This is a genomic window from Micromonospora sp. WMMD1076 (assembly GCF_029581475.1).
Lineage (GTDB): Bacteria > Actinomycetota > Actinomycetes > Mycobacteriales > Micromonosporaceae > Micromonospora > Micromonospora aurantiaca.
This window is the reverse complement of sequence record NZ_CP120862.1, coordinates 3,777,949-3,800,299: the sequence shown is the minus strand read 5'-3', so window position 1 is coordinate 3,800,299 and position 22,351 is coordinate 3,777,949. Positions and strand designations below refer to the sequence as shown.

Sequence of the window (22,351 nt, the reverse complement as noted above, 5' to 3'; positions counted from 1 at the left end):
CGCTGCGGGCCGGATTCGACGTTCGCCGCGCGTACGTCACTCGCGCTGTACGAGGAACCCGGTCACGCCGACGCCGAGGCGGTACGGCGGAAGCTGAGCGGATGAGGTGGTCAGAGCGCCACGATCGCGGCCGACTCCGGCGGCAGCTCGATTCCGTCGCGCATGACGGTGACGCCCTCGGACGTGGCGAGCAGCACCCGGCGTACCACCCCGGGCAGGTTGATCCGCTGCGCCCGGCCGGCCAGGTTCGCCACCACGAGCGTGTCGCCGCGCCGCATCACCAGGAACCGGTCGCCGTGGCGTACGTCGATCCGGTCCAGCCGGGGGTCGGACAGGTCGGCCCGGGAGCGGCGCAGCGCGATCAGCCGCCGGTAGAGGTCGTACGTCTCGCGGTGGTCCGGCTTGTCCAGCTCGGCCCAGTCCAGCCGGGACCGCAGGAACGTCTGCGGGTCCTGCGGGTCTGGTACGTCCTCGGTGGCCCAGCCGTGGTCGGCGAACTCGCGCCGGCGGCCGGTGGCGACCGCCGCGGCGAGTTCCGGCTCGGGGTGGCTGGTGAAGAACTGCCACGGCGTGGAGGCCGCCCACTCCTCCCCCATGAACAGCATCGGCGTGAACGGCGCGGTCATCAGCAGCGTCGCGCCGACGCGCAGCAGGCCGGGCGACAGCGTGGCGGAGATCCGGTCGCCGGTGGCCCGGTTGCCGATCTGGTCGTGGTTCTGCAGGTACGCCACGAAGCGGTGACCGGGCGTGCGCTGCCTGTCGACCGGGCGGCCGTGACTGCGGCCCCGGAAGCTGGACCACGTGCCGGCGTGGAAGAACCCGCCGGTCAGCACGTCGGTGAGGCATTCCAGGGAGCCGAAGTCGCCGTAGTAGCCCTGCCGCTCACCGGTGAGCAGCGTGTGCAGCGCGTGGTGGGCGTCGTCGTTCCACTGGGCCTGCAGGCCGTACCCGCCCGCCTCCCGGGGCGTGATCAGGCGCGGGTCGTTGAGGTCGCTCTCGGCGATCAGCGACAGCGGCCGCCCGAGGTGCGTGGACAGCGCCTCGACCTCGGCGGCGACCTCCTCCAGCCAGTGCACGGCCCGGCCGTCCGGCATGGCGTGCACGGCGTCCAGCCGCAACCCGTCGACGTGGTAGTCGCGCAGCCAGCCCAGCACGCTGCCGGCGATGTAGCGGCGTACCCCGTCGGAGTGCGGGCCGTCCAGGTTGACGGTGCGGCCCCAGGTGTTGCTCTGCTCGGTGAGGTACGGCGCGAACCGCGGCGCGTAGGCCCCGGAGGGCCCGAAATGGTTGTAGACGACGTCGAGGATCACCCCCAGGCCCTTGGCGTGGGCGGCGTCGACGAACCGTTTCAGCCCGTCCGGGCCGCCGTACGGCTCGTGCGGGGCGTACCAGCAGACGCCGTCGTAGCCCCAGTTGTACTCGCCGTTGAACGCGTTCACCGGCAGCAGCTCGACCATGTCGACGCCGAGGCCGACCAGGTGGTCGAGCTTCGCGATCGCCCCGTCGAACGTGCCCTCCGGGGTGAACGTGCCGATGTGCAGCTCGTACAGCACGCTGCCGGGTAGCTGCCGGCCGGTCCAGGCGGCGTCGGACCAGGCGAACGCGGCGTGGTCGTAGAGCCGGCTGGGCCCGTGCACCCCGGCCGGCTGCCAGGCCGAGCGGGGGTCGGGCAACGCCTGGTCGTCGTCGAGCAGGAACGCGTAGTCGGTTCCCGGCCCGGCGCCGGGCACCTCGACCCGCCACCAGCCGTCCGGCCCCTGACGCATCGCGTGGTCGGCGACGCCGGGCAGGCGCAGCCGCACCCGCGCGGCCTCGGGCGCCCACACCGTGAACTCGGTCATGCGGCGGCCTCCACAGAGTCGGTGGGTGCGAGGAGGGCGACGGGATAGGTGCTCAGCAGATCATCCAGGAGCAGCTCAGAACCACTGTAGACCCGCCCGGTGAACAAGTCGGTGCACTGATGAACGGGAAGTGACACGGTCGTGTCCCGCCAGCCGCCGGAGCGGGCCAGCCGCAGCGGCAGCCGGGTCGCCACAGCCACCGCGCCGCCCCGGTCGAAGGCGACCGCGTGCGCGGCGGCCGGGCCGCGCGCCGGCACCGGCCGGTAGCCGCCGAACAAATCCGGGCGGTCGCGGCGCAGCCGCAGCGTCCGGGACACCACGAGCAGCTTGGCCGCGCCGTCGTCGGCCACCGCGGGCCGCCGGCCGGCGTCGAGCCGGGCCAGCATGTCCCGGCGTACGGCGAAGTCGACCGGCCGCCTGTTGTCCGGGTCGACGAGCGAGTTCTCCCACAGCTCGGTGCCCTGGTAGACGTCGGGCACACCGGGCATGGCGAGCTGCACCAGCTTCTGCCCGAGCGCGTTCGACCAGCCGGGCGGGGTGATCTCGGCGGCGAACGCGGTGATCTGGGCGTGCAGTTCCGGGTCGTCGTACATCCGGTCGACCAGGGCGTGCAGCTCGTGTTCGAAGGCCGGGTCCGGGTCGGCCCAACTGGTGGTGACCGACGCCTCCCGGGCGGCCTTCTCGGCGTACCCGTGGAGTCGTTCCCGTTCGATCGGCCACGCCCCGACGGCGGTCTGCCAGAGCAGGTGGGCCAGCGCGGGGTCGGCCAGCGGCGCCCGGGACATCCAGTCGGCGACCCGCTCGGCCCAGCGGCCGGGCAGCTCGGACAGCACCGCGAGCCGGGCGCGGACGTCCTCGCCGCGCTTGGTGTCGTGGGTGGAGAGCGCGGTCATGCTCGCCGGCCACCGCACCTGCCGGGTGGCGGCGAACCGGTGCAGCTCGGCCGCTGGTACGCCGAAGTGGGCCGGGCTGCCGCCGACCTCGTTGAGGGCGACGAACCGGCTCCACCTGTAGTACGCGGTGTCCTCCACGCCCTTGGCCATCACCGCGCCGGTGAACTGCGGGAACCGGGCGGCCAGCTCGTGTCCGGGGTCGCGCAGCCGGGCGGTGACCTGATCGAGTACGCCGGTCAGGTCGGGGCGGCGGCGACCTGCCTCGCTGCGGGCGGCGGCCAGGTGCCGCGCCCCCTCGGGCGGGTAGCCGCGGTAGACCGGGAAGCAGGCGGCCAGCTCGGCCAGGGCCGCGCGGACCTGCTCGCCGGGCAGCTCCGGCACGAGCGCGGCCAGCCGGGTCAGCTCGGCGGCGAGCAGCCGGGTGGCGGCCTCCAGCTTGGTGGCGTGCGTCAGGTCCGGCCAGGAGGTGTGCCGCCCGGTCAGCCGGCCGTCGAGCGTGGTGAACTCCGGTTCGGCGTCCGGGTCGACGAACAGCCCGGACACGGCGGCCAGCGCGTCGTAGCCGGTGGTGCCGTCGACCGGCCAGTCCGGCAGGTCCTCGCCGTACTCCAGGATCTTCTCCACCACCAGCCAGCTCTCCGGCGCGGCGGCGCGCAACCGGGCCAGGTAGCCGGCCGGGTCGCGCAGCCCGTCCGGGTGGTCGACGCGGATCCCGTCGACCTCCCCGGCGCCGACCCAGCGCAGGATCTCCGCGTGGGTGGCGTCGAAGACCTCCGGGTCCTCCACCCGCAGGCCGGCCAGGTCGGACACGGCGAAGAACCGGCGGTACGTCAGCTCGGCGTCGCCGCGCCGCCAGTTGACCAGCTCGTAGTGCTGCCGGTCGTGCACCTGGCGGGGTGTGCCGTCACCGGTGCCGTCGGCGACCGGGAAGCGGTGCTCGTGGTAGCGCAGCTCCCCGTCGACGAGCTTCAGGTCGTCGAGCGCGTCGGCGGTGTCGGCGAGCACCGGCAGCAGCAGCCGCCCGCGGTCCCAGTCGATGTCGAACCAGCGCGCGTACGCCGAGTCGCGTCCCCGCCGCAGCACGTCCCACCAGGCCGGGTTGGCCTCGGGCCGGGCCACCCCGGCGTGGTTGGGCACGATGTCCACGACCAGGCCCAGCCCGGCCGCGCGCAGCGCCCGGACCAGCCGCGCCCGGGCGGCCTCGCCGCCGAGCTGCGGGTTGACCGCGCGGTGGTCCACCACGTCGTAGCCGTGGGTGGAGCCGGGGGTGGCGGTGAGCAGGGGCGCGGTGTAGAGGTGGGTGACGCCGAGCGCGGCGAGGTAGCCCGCCAGCCCGGCCGTGGCGTCCAGGTCGAAGCCGGGACGCACCTGGACCCGGTAGGTCGAGCGAGGGGTGTCGGGCATCGGTCAGGCCGTCCTCTCCAGGACCAGCAGCGAACGGTCCGGCACGCAGACCGTGCCGCCCGCCTCGACGAGCATCGTCTTCTCCGGATCGGGTTCCGCGGTGCTGATGACCAGCTCCCACCGGGTGCCGAACTCCTCGCCGGGCAGCGTGAAGTCCAGCGGCGCGTCGTGCGCGTTGAACAGCAGCAGGAACGAGCTGTCCCGGTGACGCTGGCCGTACTGGCCACGTTCGCCGATGCCGTCGCCGTTGACGAACAGGGCCACCGAGCGGCCGAAGTCGTTGCCCCAGTCCTCACCGGTCATCTCCCGGCCGTCCGGGGTGTACCAGGCCAGGTCCGGCAGCGCGGAGCCGGCGGCCCGGCCGCCCACCGGCAGGCCGGTGAAGAACCGGCGGCGGCGGAACACCTGGTGCCGGTTGCGGAAATCGGTGAGCCGGCGGACGAAGTCCAGCAGCTCGCCGTCGGCCCGGTCCCAGTCGACCCAGGCGATCTCGCTGTCCTGGCAGTAGGCGTTGTTGTTGCCGCGCTGGGTGCGGCCCAGCTCGTCGCCGTGGCCGAGCATCGGCACGCCCTGGGACAGGATCAGCGTGGCGAGGAAGTTGCGCCGCTGCCGGGCGCGCAGCGCGCGTACGCCCGGGTCGTCGGTCTCCCCCTCGACGCCGCAGTTCCAGGACCGGTTGTGGCTCTCCCCGTCCCGGTTGTCCTCGCCGTTCGCGTCGTTGTGCTTGTCGTTGTAGGAGACCAGGTCGGCCAGCGTGAACCCGTCGTGGCAGGTGACGAAGTTGATGCTGTGGAACGGGCGGCGGCCGTCGTCCTGGTAGAGGTCGGCGGAGCCGGAGATGCGGGAGGCGAACTCGGCGAGCGTGGCCGGCTCGCCGCGCCAGAAGTCGCGGACGGTGTCGCGGTACTTGCCGTTCCACTCGGTCCACTGCGGCGGGAAGTTGCCGACCTGGTAGCCGCCGGGGCCGACGTCCCACGGCTCGGCGATCAGCTTCACCCGGCCGACCACCGGGTCCTGCTGCACCACCTCGAAGAACGTGGACAGCCGGTCCACCTCGTAGAACTCGCGGGCGAGCGTGGCCGCCAGGTCGAACCGGAAGCCGTCGACGTGCATCTCGGTGACCCAGTAGCGCAACGAATCCATGATCAGTTGCAGCGAGTGCGGGCTGCGCACGTTGAGGCTGTTGCCGGTGCCGGTGTAGTCGACGAAGTAGCGCCTGTCCTCCTCGGAGAGGCGGTAGTAGCTCGGGGTGTCGATGCCCTTGAAGCTCAGCGACGGCCCGAGGTGGTTGCCCTCGGCGGTGTGGTTGTAGACCACGTCGAGGATGACCTCGATGCCGGCGGCGTGCAGCGCCTTGACCATGCCCCGGAACTCCTGCACCTGCTGGCCCAGGCGGCCCAGCGCGGAGTAGCCGTGGTGCGGGGCGAAGAAGCCGATGGTGTTGTAGCCCCAGTAGTTGCGCAGCCCCAGGTCGGCCAGGCGGTGGTCGTGCACGAACTCGTGCACCGGCATCAGCTCCACCGCCGTCACGCCGAGCCGCTTGAAGTGCTCGATCATCACCGGTGAGGCGATCGCCGCGTACGTGCCGCGCAACTCCTCCGGGATGCCCGGGTGGCGCATGGTCAGGCCGCGCACGTGCGCCTCGTAGATCACCGAGTGGTGGTACGGGGTGCGCGGCGGCCGGTCGTTGCCCCAGTCGAAGTACGGGTTCACCACCACCGACTTCGGCATGTACGGCGCCGAGTCGGCGGTGTTCATCACGTCCGGGTCGCCGCCGACCTCGTAGTCGTAGACCGACGGGTGCCAGGTGACCTCCCCGTCGACCGCCTTCGCGTACGGGTCGAGCAGCAGCTTGTGCGGATTGCCGCGCAGCCCCTCGGCCGGGTTCCACGGCCCGTGCACCCGGTAGCCGTAGCGCTGGCCGGGCTCGACACCGGGGATGTAGGCGTGCCAGACGTACGCGTCGACCTCGCGCAGCTCCACCCGCCGCTCGGTGCCGATGTCCCACTCGTCGAACAGGCACAGCTCGATCTTCTCCGCCACCTCGGAGAAGATCGCGAAGTTGGTGCCCATCCCGTCGTACGTGGCGCCGAGGGGGTAGCTCTCGCCCGGCCAGACCTGCATGTCGCTCCTTCGGCCCATGATCGTGAGCGCACCGGACAGGGGGAACCGCCGATGCGCACGCCGGTGATGCCCAGTCGTACCCGCCGTCAATCCACCCGTTCGGACCGTAACCGAATCCGCCCTCCTGCGAACGGACAGACGTTCGGGTGTCATCCGTCACGATCGCCCTTTTCGAGATGCGGACCGGCGACGGATGGACTTTCCTGGATCCGGGCCCACGCGCGCGCGGGCCCGCCCGGCCGTTCGGCCACCCCTCACCACCGCTCGACGCCGCCACCGAAGCCGGCGTGCCTCACCATGCATGGACGGAGATCCACGTGACCACTCTGCGGGTCGGCGCTCAGCCCGCCGCCGCGACGGACCGGCTCCACCGGCCCACCCTCACCTCCCGCCCGGCGCCCCCGTCGCCGGCCGGGTCCGCGCCCCGGACCCGGCGCATCCTGATGCTGTCGTGGGAGTACCCGCCGGTGCTCGTCGGCGGCCTCGGCCGCCACGTGCACGCGCTGTCCGTCGCCCTGGCCGCCGCCGGACACGAGGTCACAGTCGTCACCCGCCACGCCGAGGGCGCTCCCCTGGAGGAATACGCCGACGGCGTCCGCGTCATCCGCGCCGCCGAAGACCCGGTCACCTTCCCCCTCGCCACCGGCTCCCTGCTCGCCTGGACGATGGCGTTCAACCACACACTCACCCGGACCGCACTGCGCGCCACCTCCGCCGGCACCTACGACGTCATCCACGCCCACGACTGGCTCGTCGCGCACACCGCGATGACGCTGCGCGAACACCTGGACGTACCGCTGGTCAGCACCATCCACGCCACCGAGGCGGGCCGGCACCAGGGCTGGCTGCCCGAGGAGATGAACCGCACCATCCACGGCGTCGAGCACTGGCTCGCCGGCGAGTCCGGCCGCGTGATCGTCTGCTCCGGCTACATGCGCGACGAGGTGGGCGCGCTGTTCGGCGTGGACGCCGCCCGCGTCGACGTGGTCCCCAACGGCGTCGAGCCGCACCGCTGGCGGGTGCCCGCGTCGGCGGTCGCCGACGCCCGGGCCCGGTTCGCCGGCGACGGCCCGCTGGTCACGTTCGCCGGGCGCCTGGTGTACGAGAAGGGCGTGCAGCACCTGCTGGCCGGGCTGCCCCGGCTGCGCGACCGGCACCCCGGGCTGCGCGCGGTGATCGTCGGCGACGGGCCGTACAAGGCGGACCTGGAGGCCGAGGTGCACCGCCTCGGGCTGGGCGCCACTGTGAGCATGCCCGGGTTCCTCGGCGGCACCGACCTGCCCGCCGTCATGGCCGCCTCGGACTGCTTCGCGGTGCCGAGCATCTACGAGCCGTTCGGCATGGTGGCGCTGGAGGGGGCCGCCGCCGGTGCGCCGCTGGCTGTCGCCCGTACCGGCGGGCTGGCCGAGATCGTGGAGCCGGGCGTCACCGGGATGACGTTCGCCCCGCACGACCCGGACGGGCTGGCCGAGGCGGTGCACACGCTGCTGTCCGACCGGGACCGGGCGCGTGCGCTCGCCCGGCGGGCCCGCAGCATGGTGCACGAGCAGTACGGCTGGGCGGCCATCGCGTCCCGCACGGCCGCCGCGTACGCCGCCGCCATCGCCGGCGACCCGGCGTTCACCGCCGCCCGCGCCCAGCACCGCATGGCACACGGCCACGCGACCCCTCACGTCCCCGACGGCAACCTCCTCACCGCCGCCGCCCTGAGGTAAGGAAGGGCCCCTTATTAACGCCTCGGGTAGAGGAAGGGCCCCTTGTTAACGCCGCCCACCCCGGCGCGCACGACGAAGGCCGCCGACCCTGCTCGGGTCGGCGGCCTTCGTCGTGCGCGTGTTAAAAGGGGGCCCCTCCGCTACCTGAGGCGTTAAGAGGGGGCCCTTCCTTGCACACTCAGCGCTGGGCGGCGGGGACGTAGTCCCGCTCGGTGGCGCCGGTGTAGATCTGCCGCGGGCGACCGATCTTGGTCTCCGGGTCGTTGATCATCTCGCGCCACTGCGCGATCCAGCCGGGCAGCCGGCCGAGCGCGAACAGCACCGTGAACATCTTCGTCGGGAAGCCCATGGCCTTGTAGATCAGGCCGGTGTAGAAGTCCACGTTCGGGTAGAGCCGCCGGGACACGAAGAAGTCGTCGGCGAGCGCGATCTCCTCCAGTTGCACCGCGAGGTCCAGCAGCGGATCCGGCTTGGCCATCCGGCCGAGCACGTCCTGGGCGGCCTTCTTCACGATGGCGGCGCGCGGGTCGTAGTTCTTGTAGACCCGGTGCCCGAAGCCCATCAGCTTCACGCCGTCCTGCTTGTCCTTCACCTTCTGCACGAAGGAGCGGACGTCGCCGCCGTCGGCCTGGATCTTCTGGAGCATCTCCAGGACGGCCTGGTTGGCGCCGCCGTGCAGCGGGCCGAACAGCGCGTTCACGCCGGCCGAGACCGAGGCGAACAGGTTGGCGTTGCTGGAGCCGACCAGCCGCACGGTCGAGGTGGAGCAGTTCTGCTCGTGGTCGGCGTGCAGGATGAACAGCATGTCCAGCACCCGGGCCACCACCGGGTCGACCTCGTACGGCTCGGCCGGCACGCCGAACGTCATCCGCAGGAAGTTCTCGACGTAGCCAAGCGAGTTGTCCGGGTACAGCAGCGGCTGCCCGATCGACTTCTTGTACGCGTACGACGCGATGGTCGGGACCTTCGCCATCAGCCGCACCGTGGACATCTCCACGTGCTCGGAGTCGAACGGGTCCAGGCTGTCCTGGTAGAAGGTCGAGATGGCGCTGACGGCCGAGGAGAGCACGGCCATCGGGTGCGCGTCGCGGGGGAACCCGTCGAAGAAGCGGCGCATCTCCTCGTGCAGCAGCGAGTGCCGCCGGATCCGCTCGCTGAACTCGGTGAGCTGCGTCTGCGACGGCAGCTCACCGTAGATCAGCAGGTAGGAGACCTCCAGGAAGGAGGACTTCTCGGCCAGCTGGTCGATCGGGTAACCGCGGTACCGCAGGATGCCGGCATCACCGTCGATGTAGGTGATGGCGGACGAGCAGGACGCGGTGTTCACGAAACCGGGGTCGTACGTGGTCATCCCGGTTTCCTTGAGCAGCTTGCTCACCCCGATCCCGGCGGGGCCCTCAACCGCGGACTGCACCGGCATCGACAGCTGCCCACCGGGGTGGTCGAGCTTGACTTCCGTCATCTGTTCCTCGCTTCGCCGGCAAGATCTTCGTTGAATTGCCTTCGCTTCTACCGTAATCACGGCGCGGGGAACACCGCTCGTCATGGTTTCGGGGTGAGGTGTGCGTCACCTGTTTCCCGGCCAGCCGGTCCGGAAACCGGATGGGAGCGCGGCCATGGGCACGTTCGGGAGGTCCGTCACGACAGCGTGAGCCGCCGCAGCGTCCCGTCGCCACCGACCCGGTAGAGGCCGAGCCGGTTGGCCCCGGCGGCGAACAGCCGGTCGTCGGCGAGCAGCGCCGCGAACCGCCTTCCGGCGGCGTCCGGCGGCACCACCGGCACCACAGCGCCGACCGTCCCGTTGACCGTCACGGCGAGCCGGGTGCCGTCGGGCACGTCGTCCGGCACGGTGCCCCAGACCAGCGCCGGCAGGCCGCCGCCGGCCGGGTCGACCGCGTCGAACGCGTCCCGGTTGGCCACCGTGGCGGACCCGCCCACCGGCACGTCACCGACCCGGGTGCCGACGAGCGGGTCGGCCGGAACCGGCGGGAGCGGGGCGGGCACGCCGCCGGTCACGGTGACCGGCTGGCCGGGGCGGTCGTAGAAGCGTTTGTCGGCCCGTTCGCGCGGGGCCGCCTTCGCCGACCGGCCGTCCATCCGCCAGGGCACCCGCATGTGCGTCTCGTCGGCGATCGTGGGCAGCAGGTCGACGTGCTCCCAGTTGCGGTCGTCCACCCGTCCGGCGCGCTGGCCGGGCTCCTTGACGAACATCGGCACCCAGGCCACCTCGTTCGCGGCGTGGTTGATGGCGTCCATCCCCCGGCCCTGCCAGTCGCGGCGGAAGCTCACGCCGTGGTCGGCGGTGACCACCACCAGCGCCTTGTCGTAGAGGCCGGTGGCGCGCAGCGTCCGCAGCGTCTCGCCGATCAGCCGGTCGGTGTAGCCGAGCTGGGCGAGGTGCCGGGCGCGGGCCAGGTCGACCCAGCCGGCGCCGTCGTTCGGCAGATCCTCCGGCGCCGCGTAGTGCGCCCCGGACGGCAGGTACGCCCACGGCGAGTGCGGCATCAGCAGGTGCAGGAAGTGCAGCGTGGGCCGGGTGTCGGGGCGCAGACCGGCCAGGAACGAGGTGAACCGGGCCGGCTGGTTGTCGTCGAGGGTGTCCCAGCGGAACTTCGGGTCGTCCGGTACCGGCTCGGCGGCGTCCAGCCCGGCCTCGGCCGCGGTCCGCTCGCGGTAGGAGTCCTCCGGGTCGATCCGGCTGTCCACCGGCGCGGCGATCCGGCCGAGCAGTCTGCCGCTCTCCCGGACCAGCACGCCGAGTCCCTGCTCCGGGGTGGTGGCCTGTTCGCAACGGCTCGGCGGGCAGAGCCGGGTGATGCTCTCCTCGGCCTTGATCCGGTAGAGGCCGCCGAGCGCGGTGAACAGGTTGTCCGGGTACTGCGAGTAGTGCGGCGCCGCCCCCCGTTCCGGGTAGCGCCCGGTGAGCATCGCCGGCAGCGCGTAGGGCGTCCAGCCGCTGACGCCGGTGGCGTTGCGGTACCACGTCGACCCGCCGGCCAGCGCCGCGAAGTTCGGATAGCGCTCGGCGTCGATCCGGCCGTCCGAGCCGAGCAGTGAGACCAGCGGCAGCTCGTCCAGCACGATCATGACCACCGGCGGGTGCGTGCCCGCGCCGGCGATCCCGGCGGCGCCGCCCTCGCCACGCGGCAGCACCACCGCCGAGGCGGGCGAGGCGAACAGGAACAGTCCGACGAACACCAGCGGCCCGGCGGCGGCGACCCGGAGCACCCGCCGGGGCGCCCGCCACCGCCGGTGCGCGGCCGCCCCCGCGGCTCCTGCCACAGCGGCGACGACAAGCAGGGGTACGCCCCGGAGCGGCGTGACGTGCCGGCCGACCTGGACCGCCAGCGCGGCGAGCAGCAGGCCCACGAACGTGGTGTGCACGGCGGCCCGGGCGAGGCGTCCGGCGGGCAGCACGAGCGCGCCGAGCAGCGCAAACGCGCCCAGCAACGCGAACAGCGCTGTCGGCGCGAGCGCGATCAGGGCGACCAGCAGCAGCACGTCGGCCCGGGAGGCGCGGTGGAACAGGAAGAAGTCGGGACTGCGGCCGAGCACGTCGAGCAGCGGCTGGGTGACCACCAGGCCGACCAGCGCCACCACCTCGGCCAGCCGGGCCGCCTCGGCCCGCCACCACTGCCGCCGTTCCCGCCGGTCCGGGACGGCCGTGTGGTCGCGGGGTGGCGCGAGGGTGTCCTCAGTCACCCACCACCACCTGGTAGAGCGTGCGGGTGCCGGACGGCAGCTCGGTCCGGGCGACCACCCGGCCCCGGCGGGCGAGCAGCGCCTCGAAGGCGTCCCGCCGGTAGTCCGGGAACAGGCCGTCGGGCTTGTTCGCCAGCAGCCGGCGGGCCATCGGGTCGTCCGGGTGGACGAACTCCACCACCAGGCTGCCGCCGGTGGCGGTGAGCGCGGTGAGCTGGTCGAGCACCTCGGGCAGCGGCACGTTGCGCCCGATGGCGAGGTGGTGCACCACGGCCAGGGCCAGGACGGTGTCCGCGCGGGCCCGATCGGCGAACGCGGCCCGCTCGACGCCGCGCCAGCCGCCGCCCGGGGACGGGTCGGCCAGGTCCATCACCAGCGGCAGGATCCGTGTCCCGCCCTCGTCGCGCAGCGCGCGGTAGAGCGTGTCGACCACCGCCGGGTCCTGCTCGACGGCGACGACGTGCGCGGCGTGCCGGGCGGCGATGCGGGCGTACCGGCCGTCGTTGGCGCCCAGGTCCAGCGCCGAGCCGGGCCCGGTGGCGGCCACCGCCCGGTCGACGAACTCCTCCTTGGCCTGCCGGTCGGGCACCGAGTACGCGCAGGTGCGCTGGTAGTCCGACCAGTGGCTGTCGCCGGGCCGGTGGTCGAGGCGGCGGACCAGCTTCGTCAGTCCGCGTACCGTTGCCAGCGCCAGCTCGCGGGAGAACCCGGCGGCGCGCAACTGGGCGCGGACGTCGGAGGTGCTCGCGGCGGAGTTGCGGGCCTGCATGGCGCCGTGCAGGTGCACGTGGGTGGGCACGCCCGCCCGCCAGCGCCGGGTGCCGCCGAACAGCCGGCGCATCTGGTCCGGCTCGACGCCGTCGACGCGGGCGCGCAGGAACGGCTGGAAGTCCAGCCCGAGGTGGGCCTGGATCAGCAGCGGATAGAGCAGCGTCTGGCAGAACTGCCGGTAACCGGCCCAGGGTTCGCCGTCGCGCAGCGCCTCGAACGAGCCGACGTCGATGAAGACCGGCCGGGCGCCGCACCACTGCACGTTGTACGCCGAGCCGTCCTTGGTGGTGAAGCCTGCTTCCAGGGCGGCCCGCAGCACGTCCAGATGCAGCAGCGCGGCGTCGCGCAGCATCGCGTACGACCACTCGTACGGGTGCGAGACGAACGGGATCCGCTCGTGCCGCAGCACCGCGGTCCAGGGCGCGTCCACCGGGGTGGGTGTCAGTTCCTCGGTGCCGACGATCTGACCGGTGCCGGTGGCCTGCCGGAAGAAGTCGGTGACGGACAGCGCCCGCCAGTCGCGGGCGGAGCGTTCGTCGAGCCCGCGCAGCACCTCCTCGCCCCGGTGGAACACCCGGTTGCCGGGGTCGCGGAAGGAGGCGGGTTCGACCCGGACGCCGGTGTCGGGGATCGTCACGCCGCCGGGCCCTGGTCGGTGGGCTGACGCCGGAACCGGGACACCAGACGGCGCCAGTAGAGCTTGGTGGCCACCGCCACCCCGGCCACCCCGCCGACCACCGCCTGCACGATGAGACTGCCGGATCCCGCGTCCAGGTAGGCCAGATGCGTCACGGCTGATTTTCCTTCCCTCGCCGGGTCATCGGAGCACGCCCGGAATGCGAGCTTTGATGCTCGGAGCCGGACTTGTACCCCACCGTAACGTCTCGGTGACCGGCCGCGCGGTCACACCGGCCACTCGTCCCCCGTCCGATCCGTTCAAGACGGGCCGGGCCGGTCACGCCTACCGTGGCCGGCATGACACCGCAGTTCGATCTGGTCGGGACCGTGGTCACCGACATGGCCCGCACGCTCGACTTCTACCGGCGGCTGGGGCTGCCCATCCCGGCCGGCGCCGAGACGGAAGGGCACGTCGAGGTCACCCTGCCGAACGGCGTACGGCTGGCCTGGGACACGGTCGAGGTGATCCGCAGCTTCCACCCCGGCTTCGACCCGTCCGGCGGCAACAACCGGATGAGCCTGGCCTTCCGGTGCGCCGGCCCGGCCGAGGTGGACCGCTGGTACGCCGAGCTGACCGGCGCCGGGCACCACGGTGAGATGCCGCCGTGGGACGCGTTCTGGGGCCAGCGGTACGCGGTCCTGCACGACCCGGACGGCAACGGCGTGGACCTGTTCGCCCCGCTGCCCCCAGGCGACTGACCGGCGCTCAGTCGCGGCCGAGCAGCCGGGTCGGCGGCACCCCGGCCAGCTCCCGCACCTCGCGGGTCAGGTGGGCCTGGTCGGCGTACCCGCTGCGCACCGCCACCTCGGCGAGCGGCGCACCGGCGCGGGCCAGGTCCAGCGCGCGGCGCATCCGCAGGATGCGGGCCAGCGTCTTCGGGCCGTACCCGAAGAGGGCCCGGCTGCGCCGGTGCAGGGCGCGCGGGCCGAGGCCGATCTCGGCGGCGGTCGCGGCGACGGTGGCCCCGGCGGCCAGGCGGGCGGCGACGTGCGCGCCGATCGGGTCGGGGCCGCCGGCCCCGCGCAGCCGGTCGCGGGCGACCCGGGTGAGCACCCCGGCGGCCTCGTCGCCCGGCGCGGCCAGCGCCGCCTCGACCCGCTCGGTCACCTCGGCGGCGGCGCGGCCCCACAGGTCGGCCAGCGGTACGCGGCGGTCCCGCAGCTCGTCGGCCGGCACCCCGAACACGGCCGGGCCGGTCCCCGGCGGCAGGCGCAACCCGATCCACCGGTCCCCCGGCGCCGACAGCGACAGGTGCGCGGTGCGGTCCGGACCCGCGACCAGCAGTCCGTTCCGGCTGGACCAGAGCAGGTCCAGGCACCCGTCCGGCAGCACCCGCGTCTCACTCCCGCCCGAGACGCTGCTCCACAGCACCCCGCCCGGAACCCCCGCCGCCGCCCACTCCCGGTACACGCCCCCACCCTGCCACCCACCCCGTCGATCATGAAGTTGACGGTGCCGGCACCCGGCGTGTCGCACCGCCAACCTCATGATCGGCGGGGTGGGGATGGGGTGGGTCAGGGGCGGTGGTGCATGGCCAGGCGGAGCAGGAGGAAGCGCAGGGCCGTGGCGGCCAGGTTGGCCGTAACCAGGACGGTCAGCTCCAGTGCGCGGTCCGGGGTTGTCGTGGCGTGCAGCGCCGCCAGGGAACCGCTGGTCACTGCCAGGCCGAGCGCGAACGCCAGCAGCCCCTGGAGGTGGTGCCTTGCGGCGTGCCGGCGCCCGGTGACGCCGAACGTGAGCCGCCGGTTGGCCGTCGTGTTGGCCACCGCGGTGAGCAGCAGCGCCAGCAGGTTCGCCGGTTGCGCCCCGAGCGGGCCGCGGGCCAGCAGGAACAACAGCAGGTACGCGAGCGTGCTCGCCACGCCCACCGCGGCGAACCGGGCGAGCTGGCGCGGCAACCCGATCGGCACCTGCGCCGGCGGTGCCGGCAACGGCCCCCGGCCGAGCTGGGCGCGCAACTGCGCCAGCGGCAGCGCCCCGGTCACCAGCGCCCGGCCCAGCCGCCCGATGCCACGCAGATCGGCCAGCGCGGTGGCGACGATGTCGACCCGGCTGTCCGGATCGTCCACCCAGTCCACCGGCACCTCGTGGATGCGCAGACCGGCCCGCTGCGCCAGGACCAGCAGCTCGGTGTCGAAGAACCAGCCGGTGTCGCGTACCAGCGGCAGCAGCTCGGCGGCGACGTCGGCGCGGATCGCCTTGAACCCGCACTGGGCGTCCGAGAAACGGGCCGCCAGGGCGCCGCGCAGCAGCAGGTTGTAGCCGCGCGAGATGACCTCCCGCTTGGTGCCCCGGACCACCCGGCTGGTCCGCGCCAGCCGGGTGCCGATGGCCAGGTCCGAGTGCCCGGAGATGAGCGGGGCGACCAGCGGCAGCAGCGCGGCCAGGTCGGTGGACAGGTCCACGTCCATGTACGCGAGCACCGGCGCCGGCGAGGCCGACCAGGCGGCGCGCAGCGCCCGCCCGCGGCCCTTCTCGTCCAGGCGCAGCACCCCCACCCCGGGCAGCTCGTCGGCGAGCGCCCGGGCCACCGCCGGGGTGCCGTCCACGCTGGCGTTGTCGGCCACGGTGATCCGGAACGGGTACGGGAAGTGCGCGGTCAGGTGCGCGTGCAGCCGCCGGACGCAGGGCCCGAGGTCGGCCTCCTCGTTGTAGACCGGAACCACCACGTCGAGCACCGCGCTGGCGGCGGCGGGCCGGGCCTGCACGGCGGCCCGCGGCGCGTACGTGTCAGTCATCGCTCAGCCCTGCTTTCCGCTGCTCAGGTCGTACACGGTCACGCCGTCGACGGTGGTCGCGGTGAAGTTCTCGGCGACCCACGCGGCGATCTCGGCCGAGGCGTTGCTGCCGCCGTCGGCCCGGAACCCGCCGCCACCGAGGAAGTAGTGGATCCGCCCGTCGGCGACGTACCGCTGGAACTGGGCGAGCGTCGGGGACGGGTCACTGCCGTTGAAGCCGCCGATCGGCATGACCGGGCGACCGGTCGCCAGCTGGTAGCCGGAGGCGTTGTTCGAACCGACGGTCGCGGCGACCCAGGTGTAGTGGTCGGCGTCGGCGGTGAGCAGCGCGGTCATCTCGGCGCTCGGCTCGCGGGCGTCGAGCAGCCCGCCCATGCCGCCGCCGCGCTGCCCCCGGCCGTCCTGCCCGCCGCTCTCCGGACCGGCGCCGCCGGGTGCACCGGGAGCCTGGCCACCGCCCGGGAAGCCGGGGAATCCACCGGCGTTCGCCCCGCCGTCCCGGCCGGTGCCGCCCGAGCCCGTGCCGTCCCGGCCGGTTCCGTCCGAACCCGTGCCGTCCTGGCCGGTTCCGCCCGAACCCGTGCCGTCCTGGCCGGTGCCGCCCGGGAAGCCCGGGAACTGCCCGTCGTTCCCGCCACCGGGACCACCGGGGAACTGCCCGTTCGCGCCACCCGGCATCCGCCCGCCCGGTCCGCCGGGGCCGCCGAAGCGTCCCGCCCCGGCCGGCCCGGCGCTCGGGATCGAGCCGCTGTGCGGGGTGGCAGCGGTCTGCGTCGCGTATGCGGCCGGTCCGGCCAGCGCCACCGCGATCCCGGCGACCGACACCACCGGCACCACCCACCGCACAACCCGCCGCCCCGCCGAGGCCGCCCGCGTCGGGTCGACCACGGAGTTCGCGTCGCCCCGAACGCCGTTCCCGGACACACGCTCCCTGATCACCGCCGAGGTGGCCAGGGCGGCCAGGAGGGCGGCTGCGGTCAGGCCCAGGGCCAGCACCGAGGGGCGCAGCCACGGATACCAGTCGGGGGTGCGGCCGAGCAGGCGCCAGGACCACCAGGCGGTGACCGCCAGCGTGCCGGCCGGGACCAGCCCGGCGGCGAACCGGCGCCACCGGCCCGGTGCCGAGCGGGCGCGCCACAGCAGGGTGGTCCCGATGCCGGCCAGCGCGCCGACCGCCGGGGCCAGGGCGACCGTGTAGTACGCGTGGAAGATCCCGGACATGAAGCTGAAGATCAGACCGGTGACCAGCAGCCAGCCGCCCCACAACAGCAGACCGGCCCGGGTGCGGTCGGTACGCGGCGCCCGCCCGGCCAGCCACAGCCCCGCGACCAGCAGGATCAGCGCGGCCGGCAGCAGCCAGGAGATCTGCCCGCCGACCTCAGTGTCGAACATCCGCAGGAGACCGGTCTGACCGGAGAACGGCCCGCCGCCTCCCCCACCGGGCCGGCCGCCACCGCCGCCGACGCTGCCCACCTCGTCGCCGGTGATGCGGCCCAGCCCGTTGTAGCCGAGCGTCAGCTCCAGGATGCTGTTGTCCTGCGAGCCGCCGATGTACGGGCGGGCGCTCGCCGGCGCCAGCTCGACGATCGCCACCCACCAGCCGGCGGAGACGACCACTGCGAGCCCGGCCAGCAGGAGTTGCCGGATCCGCCGTCCGAGTCCGGTCGGCGCGGCCAGCAGGTAGACCCCGGCGAAGACCGGGATCACCAGGAACGCCTGGAGCATCTTGGTGAGGAAGCCGAAGCCGACGAGCACTCCGGTCAGCGCGATCCACCGGGTGCTCGCCGTCTCGACCGCGCGCACCGTGGCGTACGCGGCGGCGACGAGCAGGAACACCAGCAGCGCGTCCGGGTTGTTGAACCGGAACATCAGCGTCGCCACCGGGGTGAGCGCGAGCACCGCGCCGGCGAGCAGGCCGGCGGCCGGGCCGTACCAGCGGCGGACGGTCGCGTACAGCACGCCGACCGAGGCGACGCCGAGCAGCGCCTGCGGCACCAGGATCGACCAGCCGCTCAGGCCGAAGATCCGCACGGAGAGCGCCATCAGCCAGAGCGACGCCGGGGTCTTGTCCACGGTGATCGAGTTGGCCGCGTCCGAGGAGCCGTAGAAGAACGCCGTCCAGCTCTGCGACCCGGCCTGCACGGCGGCCGAGTAGAACGCGTTGGCCCAGCCGGAGGCGCCCAGGCCCCACAGGTAGAGCAGCGCGGTCGCGACCAGCAGGCCGGCCAGGGCCGGCCGGGCCCAGCGCGGATCGCGGCCGGTGCGGGTCTCCTCGGGTACGGGCGCGGGGGCCGGCTCGGTGCCGGGTGGACCGGCCGTGGGCGCGGTCGGCAGGCTCTCGGTTCTGTCCATGCCGGCAAGCCTCGGCGGACCCGCTGGCCCGCTCCCGTGAGTGGCCTATGCGTCTGCTGTGGATCCCGGCAGCCAGACCGTGAACGCGGTGTGGCCGGGCCGGCTGACCACCTCGACCCGCCCGTGGTGCGCCTCGACCACGGCGGCGACGATGGCCAGGCCCAGGCCGGTGCTGCCCTGGGCCCGGGAGCGTGAGCTGTCGCCGCGCGCGAACCGCTCGAAGACCTCCGGCTGCAACTGCTCCGGGATGCCCGGCCCGTCGTCGGTGACGCGCAGCTCGACGCCGCCGGGCGCGGGCGCGAGCCGGACGGTGACGGTGGTGCCGGCCGGGGTGTGCACCCGCGCGTTCGCCAGCAGGTTCGCCAGCACCTGGTGCAGCCGGTGGGCGTCGCCGGTGACCGTGAGCGGCTCGTCGGGCAGGTCGAGTTGCCAGCGGTGCCCGGGCCCGGCGACGTGCGCGTCACTGACCGCGTTGACCGCCATGGCGGTCAGGTCGACCGGCTCGGCGGCGAGCGGGCGGCCGGAGTCCAGCCGGGCCAGCAGCAGCAGGTCGTCGACGAGGCTCGTCATCCGGGTGCTCTCCGACTCGACGCGGCGCAGCGCGTGCGCCACGTCGGGCGGCACCTCCTGGCGGCCCCGGCGGGCCACCTCGGCGTACCCGCGGATGGCAGCCAGCGGCGTACGCAGCTCGTGGCTGGCGTCGGCGACGAACTGGCGTACCCGGGTCTCGCTGGCCTGCCGGGCGGCGAGCGCGGCTGCGACGTGGCCGAGCATCCGGTTGAGCGCGCCGCCGACCTGCCCGACCTCGGTGCGGGGGTCGGTGTCGGCGGCCGGCACCCGCACGGACAGGGCGACCTCGCCGCGGTCCAGCGGCAGTTCGGTGACCCGGGCGGCGGTGGCGGCGACGCGGTTGAGCGGCCGCAGCGTCACCCGGACGATGAGGGTGCCGAGGGCGCCGGCGATGACCAGACCGGCGCCGATCACCCCGGCCTGCGCGACGAGCATCCACATGACGGTGTCGTCGACCTGGGCCAGCGGGATCGCGAGGACCAGCACGTCGCCGTCGCCGCGCGGCGACCGCAGCGCGATCGCGCGGTAGTCGCCCCGGTCGCCGACGACGACGGTGCGCGGGCGGTCGCCGACGGGTACGCGGGCCAGCGCGGTCAGGTCGGCGGCGGGCACCTCCTCGCTGCCGCCGCTCTCGGACCGGACCCGGCCGACGGGTTCGGCGGTGGCGGGCACCCGGACGGCGATGGAGCCCGGCGGGAAGCCGCCAGGGGGGTCCGGCGCCACCTCGTCGGAATTCGGCGGGGTGGGCCGCTGGTCCGGGCGCGGCGGGTCGATGCCGCGGCGGGCCCAGCGTTCGAAGTCGTCGGGCCGCCGGTCGCCGAAGGTGAGCTGGTTGTCGATCTGGTCGATCAGAAAGTGCCGCAGCGCGACTGTGGTGAGGCCACCGATGCCGACGCTCACCAGCGCGAGCAGCGCCACCACGGAGAGCACCAGGCGGCGGCGCAGGGACCAGCCGGCCAGGCGACGGCGCAGCCGGCCGCCCCTGTCACTCGGCGGGTTTGAGGACATAGCCCGCCCCGCGCAGCGTGTGGATCATGGGCGCGCGGCCCGCGTCGATCTTCTTGCGCAGGTACGAGATGTACAGCTCGACCACGTTGGCCTGGCCGCCGAAGTCGTAGTTCCACACCCGGTCGAGGATCTGCGCCTTGCTGAGCACGCGGCGAGGGTTGCGCATGAGGTAGCGCAGCAGCTCGAACTCGGTGGCGGTGAGCGTGATCAGGTCGTCGCCGCGGCGTACCTCGTGGCTGTCCTCGTCGAGGGTGAGGTCGCCGACGGTGAGCACCGCCTCCTGGCGGGCGGCGACCGCGAAGCCGGAACGGCGCAGCAGCGCGCGCAGCCGGGCGATCACCTCCTCCAGGCTGAACGGCTTGGTGACGTAGTCGTCGCCGCCGACGGTGAGCCCGGCGACGCGTTCCTCCACCGCGTCGCGGGCGGTCAGGAACAGCACCGGCACGCTCGGGAACTGCTCGCGCAGGCGGCGCAGCACCTGGAAGCCGTCCAGGTCGGGCAGCATCACGTCGAGCACCACGGCGTCCGGGCGGAACTGGCGGGCGGTGGTGACAGCCGCCATGCCGCTGCCGGCGATGGCGACCTGCCAGCCCTCGTACCGCAGCGCCATCGAGAGCAGGTCGGTGAGTGTCGGCTCGTCGTCGACGACGAGCACCCGCACCGGTTCGCCGTCCGGTCGGCGCAGCTCGATGCGACCCTGCGCGGACTGCGCGTTCATGACCATGCCCCCATCGTGGGCGGACCCGCTGTCGGCGGGCTGTCCCGATCCTGTGTACCAGCTGTGCGCGCCGCGCGGTGGCGATCCGGGCAGGCCGGCGGGGTCTTCCGCACCCGGGCTACCCGGTGGTAACTTCCCGGCATGTCCATCGATGGTCGTGTTTCCGGCCGGTTGGCCGGCAAGGTGGTGCTGGTGACCGGCGCGGCCCGGGGCATCGGCGAGCACACCGCCCGCCTCGCCGCGGCGCGCGGCGCCCGGTTGTCCCTCGTCGGGCTGGAACCCGACCGGCTCGCCGCGCTCGCCGCCGAGCTGGGCCCGGGGCACGCCTGGTTCGCCGCCGACGTCACCGACCAGAACGCCCTCGCCGCGGCGGTGGACGGGACACTCGCGACGCTGGGCGGGATCGACGCGGTGGTGGCGAACGCCGGGGTGGCCAACCGCGGCACGATCGCCGTCGGCGACGTCGAGGCGCTGGTGCGTACCGTCGAGGTCAACCTGATCGGGGTGATGCGCACCGCGGCGGCGACCGTGCCCGCGCTCGTCGACCGGGGTGGCTATCTGCTGATCGTCTCCTCGGCCGCGGCGTTCGCCGCGCTGCCCGGCATGGCCGCCTACTGCGCCTCCAAGGCCGGCGTCGAGCAGTTCGGCAACGCGGTCCGCCTGGAGCTGGCACACCGCGGCGTGGCGGTGGGCACCGCCCATCCGTCGTGGGTGGACACCGACCTGGTCCGCGAGGCGCGCGCCGACCTGCCGGCCTTCTCCACGGCGCTGGCGAAGCTGCCCTGGCCGCTGCGGCGTACCACGACGGTGACCGAGTGCGCCGAGGCGTTCGTCCGGGCGATCGAACGCCGCAGCCGCCGGGTGTACGTGCCGCGCGCCGTGGCCGGCGTGCAGGCGATGCGATCGGTGCTGGTCAGCCCGCTGGCCGACCGGTTGGTGGGCCGCACCGCCCGGGCCACCGTCCCGCTGATCGAGGAGCAGTCCCGGGCGCTGGGCCGGGGCTTCGGCGCCAGCACGCCGCAGGAGCGGCAGTGACCGCGCCGGTGGACGTCGTCTACGAGCGGCGGGGCGCCGGGCCGACGCTGGTGCTGCTGCACGGCATCGGCCACCACGGCGGCGCCTGGCGGCCGGTGCTGGACCGCCTCGCCGAGACGCACGACGTGATCGCCGTCGACCTGCCGGGCTTCGGCCGCTCCCCGGTGCCCGCCGCCGGGCTGCCCGCCGACATGCCCGGCCTGGCCGTGGCCATGGTCGAGCTGTTCGCCGCGTTCGGGCTGGAACGCCCGCACGTCGCGGGCAACAGCCTGGGCGGCGCGATAGCCCTCGAACTGGCCGCGCTCGGCGCGGTCTCCTCGGCCACCGCGCTGTCGCCGGCCGGGTTCTGCACCGCGCGCGAGCTGCGCTGGGCGCTGACCGTGCTCGCCCTGCACCGCAACGCGGCCCGGCTGCCCGAACCGGTGCTGCGCCGCCTGTTCGCCGCGCCCGCGCTGCGGATGCTGGCGATGGGCATGATCCTGGCCCGGCCCAACCGGATGGCCCTCGACGACGCGCTCGCCGACGCCCGCGCGCTGCGCCAGGCACGGGCGTTCCGCGCCGTCGCCCGCGCCGGCCGGGGGTACGCCTACGCGGGCGCGCCGACAGTGCCGGTCACAGTCGCGTGGGGTACTCGGGACCGGATCCTGCCGTACCGGCAGGCGGCGCTGGCGCGTACCCGGCTGCCCGCCGCGCGGCACCTGGACCTGCCCGGGTGCGGGCACGTGCCGATGCACGACGACCCGGAGCTGGTCGCCTCGGTCATCCTCGGCACCACCGGCGTCCGGCCGGCCTGACGCGCCG

At 74.0% G+C, this 22,351-nt stretch carries 16 protein-coding genes; 4 read left to right on the top strand and 12 right to left on the bottom strand.

All coding sequences use genetic code 11. The features are described from left to right. Positions 1–110: 110 nt before the first annotated feature. Genes treZ through glgX form a run of 3 tightly spaced genes read right to left on the bottom strand, consistent with a single transcriptional unit; the run spans position 111 to position 6,262 of the window. Entirely contained in the window at positions 111–1,841 is a 1,731-nt protein-coding gene (treZ, locus tag O7622_RS18010) for a malto-oligosyltrehalose trehalohydrolase (protein ID WP_282309327.1), read from the bottom strand. Next, positions 1,838–4,138: a malto-oligosyltrehalose synthase gene (gene treY, locus O7622_RS18005; protein WP_282309326.1), complete on the bottom strand. Its 2,301-nt coding sequence runs from the start codon at positions 4,136–4,138 to the stop codon at positions 1,838–1,840. Before treY ends, treZ begins: the two co-directional genes overlap by 4 nt. A 3-nt stretch (positions 4,139–4,141) precedes the next feature. Further along, positions 4,142–6,262 (bottom strand): glycogen debranching protein GlgX, encoded by a 2,121-nt coding sequence (gene glgX / locus O7622_RS18000; RefSeq protein WP_282309325.1) that lies wholly within the window; start codon positions 6,260–6,262, stop codon positions 4,142–4,144. A 317-nt stretch (positions 6,263–6,579) separates the two neighbouring features. Here glgX and O7622_RS17995 point away from each other — a divergent pair, with 317 nt between their 5' ends. After that, complete coding sequence (locus O7622_RS17995) at positions 6,580–7,977, top strand: glycosyltransferase family 4 protein (protein ID WP_282309324.1); 1,398 nt, start codon at positions 6,580–6,582, stop codon at positions 7,975–7,977. A gap of 178 nt (positions 7,978–8,155) precedes the next feature. Here O7622_RS17995 and O7622_RS17990 read toward each other — a convergent pair whose 3' ends face one another. The 4 genes from O7622_RS17990 to O7622_RS17975 form a co-directional block, all read right to left on the bottom strand. Next, positions 8,156–9,439, bottom strand: coding sequence for a citrate synthase (locus O7622_RS17990; protein ID WP_013286008.1), 1,284 nt, complete (start codon positions 9,437–9,439; stop codon positions 8,156–8,158). A gap of 176 nt (positions 9,440–9,615) precedes the next feature. Further along, positions 9,616–11,679 (bottom strand): sulfatase-like hydrolase/transferase, encoded by a 2,064-nt coding sequence (locus tag O7622_RS17985; protein WP_282309323.1) that lies wholly within the window; start codon positions 11,677–11,679, stop codon positions 9,616–9,618. Continuing rightward, positions 11,672–13,087, bottom strand: coding sequence for a methyltransferase domain-containing protein (locus O7622_RS17980; protein ID WP_282309322.1), 1,416 nt, complete (start codon positions 13,085–13,087; stop codon positions 11,672–11,674). Before O7622_RS17980 ends, O7622_RS17985 begins: the two co-directional genes overlap by 8 nt. Continuing rightward, complete coding sequence (locus O7622_RS17975; RefSeq protein ID WP_282309321.1) at positions 13,084–13,242, bottom strand: hypothetical protein; 159 nt, start codon at positions 13,240–13,242, stop codon at positions 13,084–13,086. The genes O7622_RS17980 and O7622_RS17975 overlap by 4 nt, the downstream gene beginning before the upstream one ends. A gap of 183 nt (positions 13,243–13,425) precedes the next feature. On the opposite strand from O7622_RS17975, the gene O7622_RS17970 reads away from it, so the two are divergent. Next, positions 13,426–13,827, top strand: a complete 402-nt coding sequence (locus tag O7622_RS17970) for a VOC family protein (protein ID WP_282309319.1) — start codon at positions 13,426–13,428, stop codon at positions 13,825–13,827. Positions 13,828–13,834: 7 nt separating this feature from the next. Here O7622_RS17970 and O7622_RS17965 read toward each other — a convergent pair whose 3' ends face one another. From O7622_RS17965 to O7622_RS17945, 5 genes are all read right to left on the bottom strand, one after another. Beyond that, the gene (locus O7622_RS17965; RefSeq protein WP_282309318.1) at positions 13,835–14,539 is read right to left on the bottom strand and encodes a helix-turn-helix transcriptional regulator; all 705 of its coding nucleotides are present in this window, start codon (positions 14,537–14,539) and stop codon (positions 13,835–13,837) included. Between the two features lie 104 nt (positions 14,540–14,643). After that, entirely contained in the window at positions 14,644–15,867 is a 1,224-nt protein-coding gene (locus O7622_RS17960; protein ID WP_282309317.1) for a dolichyl-phosphate beta-glucosyltransferase, read from the bottom strand. A gap of 3 nt (positions 15,868–15,870) precedes the next feature. Continuing rightward, positions 15,871–18,219 carry a glycosyltransferase family 39 protein gene (locus tag O7622_RS17955; RefSeq protein ID WP_282309316.1) on the bottom strand — a complete coding sequence of 783 codons (2,349 nt, stop codon included), beginning with the start codon at positions 18,217–18,219 and terminating at the stop codon, positions 15,871–15,873. Between the two features lie 45 nt (positions 18,220–18,264). Next, the gene (locus O7622_RS17950; RefSeq protein WP_282309315.1) at positions 18,265–19,797 is read right to left on the bottom strand and encodes a HAMP domain-containing sensor histidine kinase; all 1,533 of its coding nucleotides are present in this window, start codon (positions 19,795–19,797) and stop codon (positions 18,265–18,267) included. After that, positions 19,775–20,515, bottom strand: a complete 741-nt coding sequence (locus O7622_RS17945) for a response regulator transcription factor (RefSeq protein ID WP_282314170.1) — start codon at positions 20,513–20,515, stop codon at positions 19,775–19,777. Before O7622_RS17945 ends, O7622_RS17950 begins: the two co-directional genes overlap by 23 nt. Before the next feature lie 141 nt (positions 20,516–20,656). Here O7622_RS17945 and O7622_RS17940 point away from each other — a divergent pair, with 141 nt between their 5' ends. Further along, positions 20,657–21,550 carry an SDR family oxidoreductase gene (locus tag O7622_RS17940; protein WP_282309314.1) on the top strand — a complete coding sequence of 298 codons (894 nt, stop codon included), beginning with the start codon at positions 20,657–20,659 and terminating at the stop codon, positions 21,548–21,550. Continuing rightward, the gene (locus O7622_RS17935) at positions 21,547–22,344 is read left to right on the top strand and encodes an alpha/beta fold hydrolase (RefSeq protein WP_282309313.1); all 798 of its coding nucleotides are present in this window, start codon (positions 21,547–21,549) and stop codon (positions 22,342–22,344) included. The genes O7622_RS17940 and O7622_RS17935 overlap by 4 nt, the downstream gene beginning before the upstream one ends. The last annotated feature ends 7 nt before the right edge of the window (positions 22,345–22,351 follow it).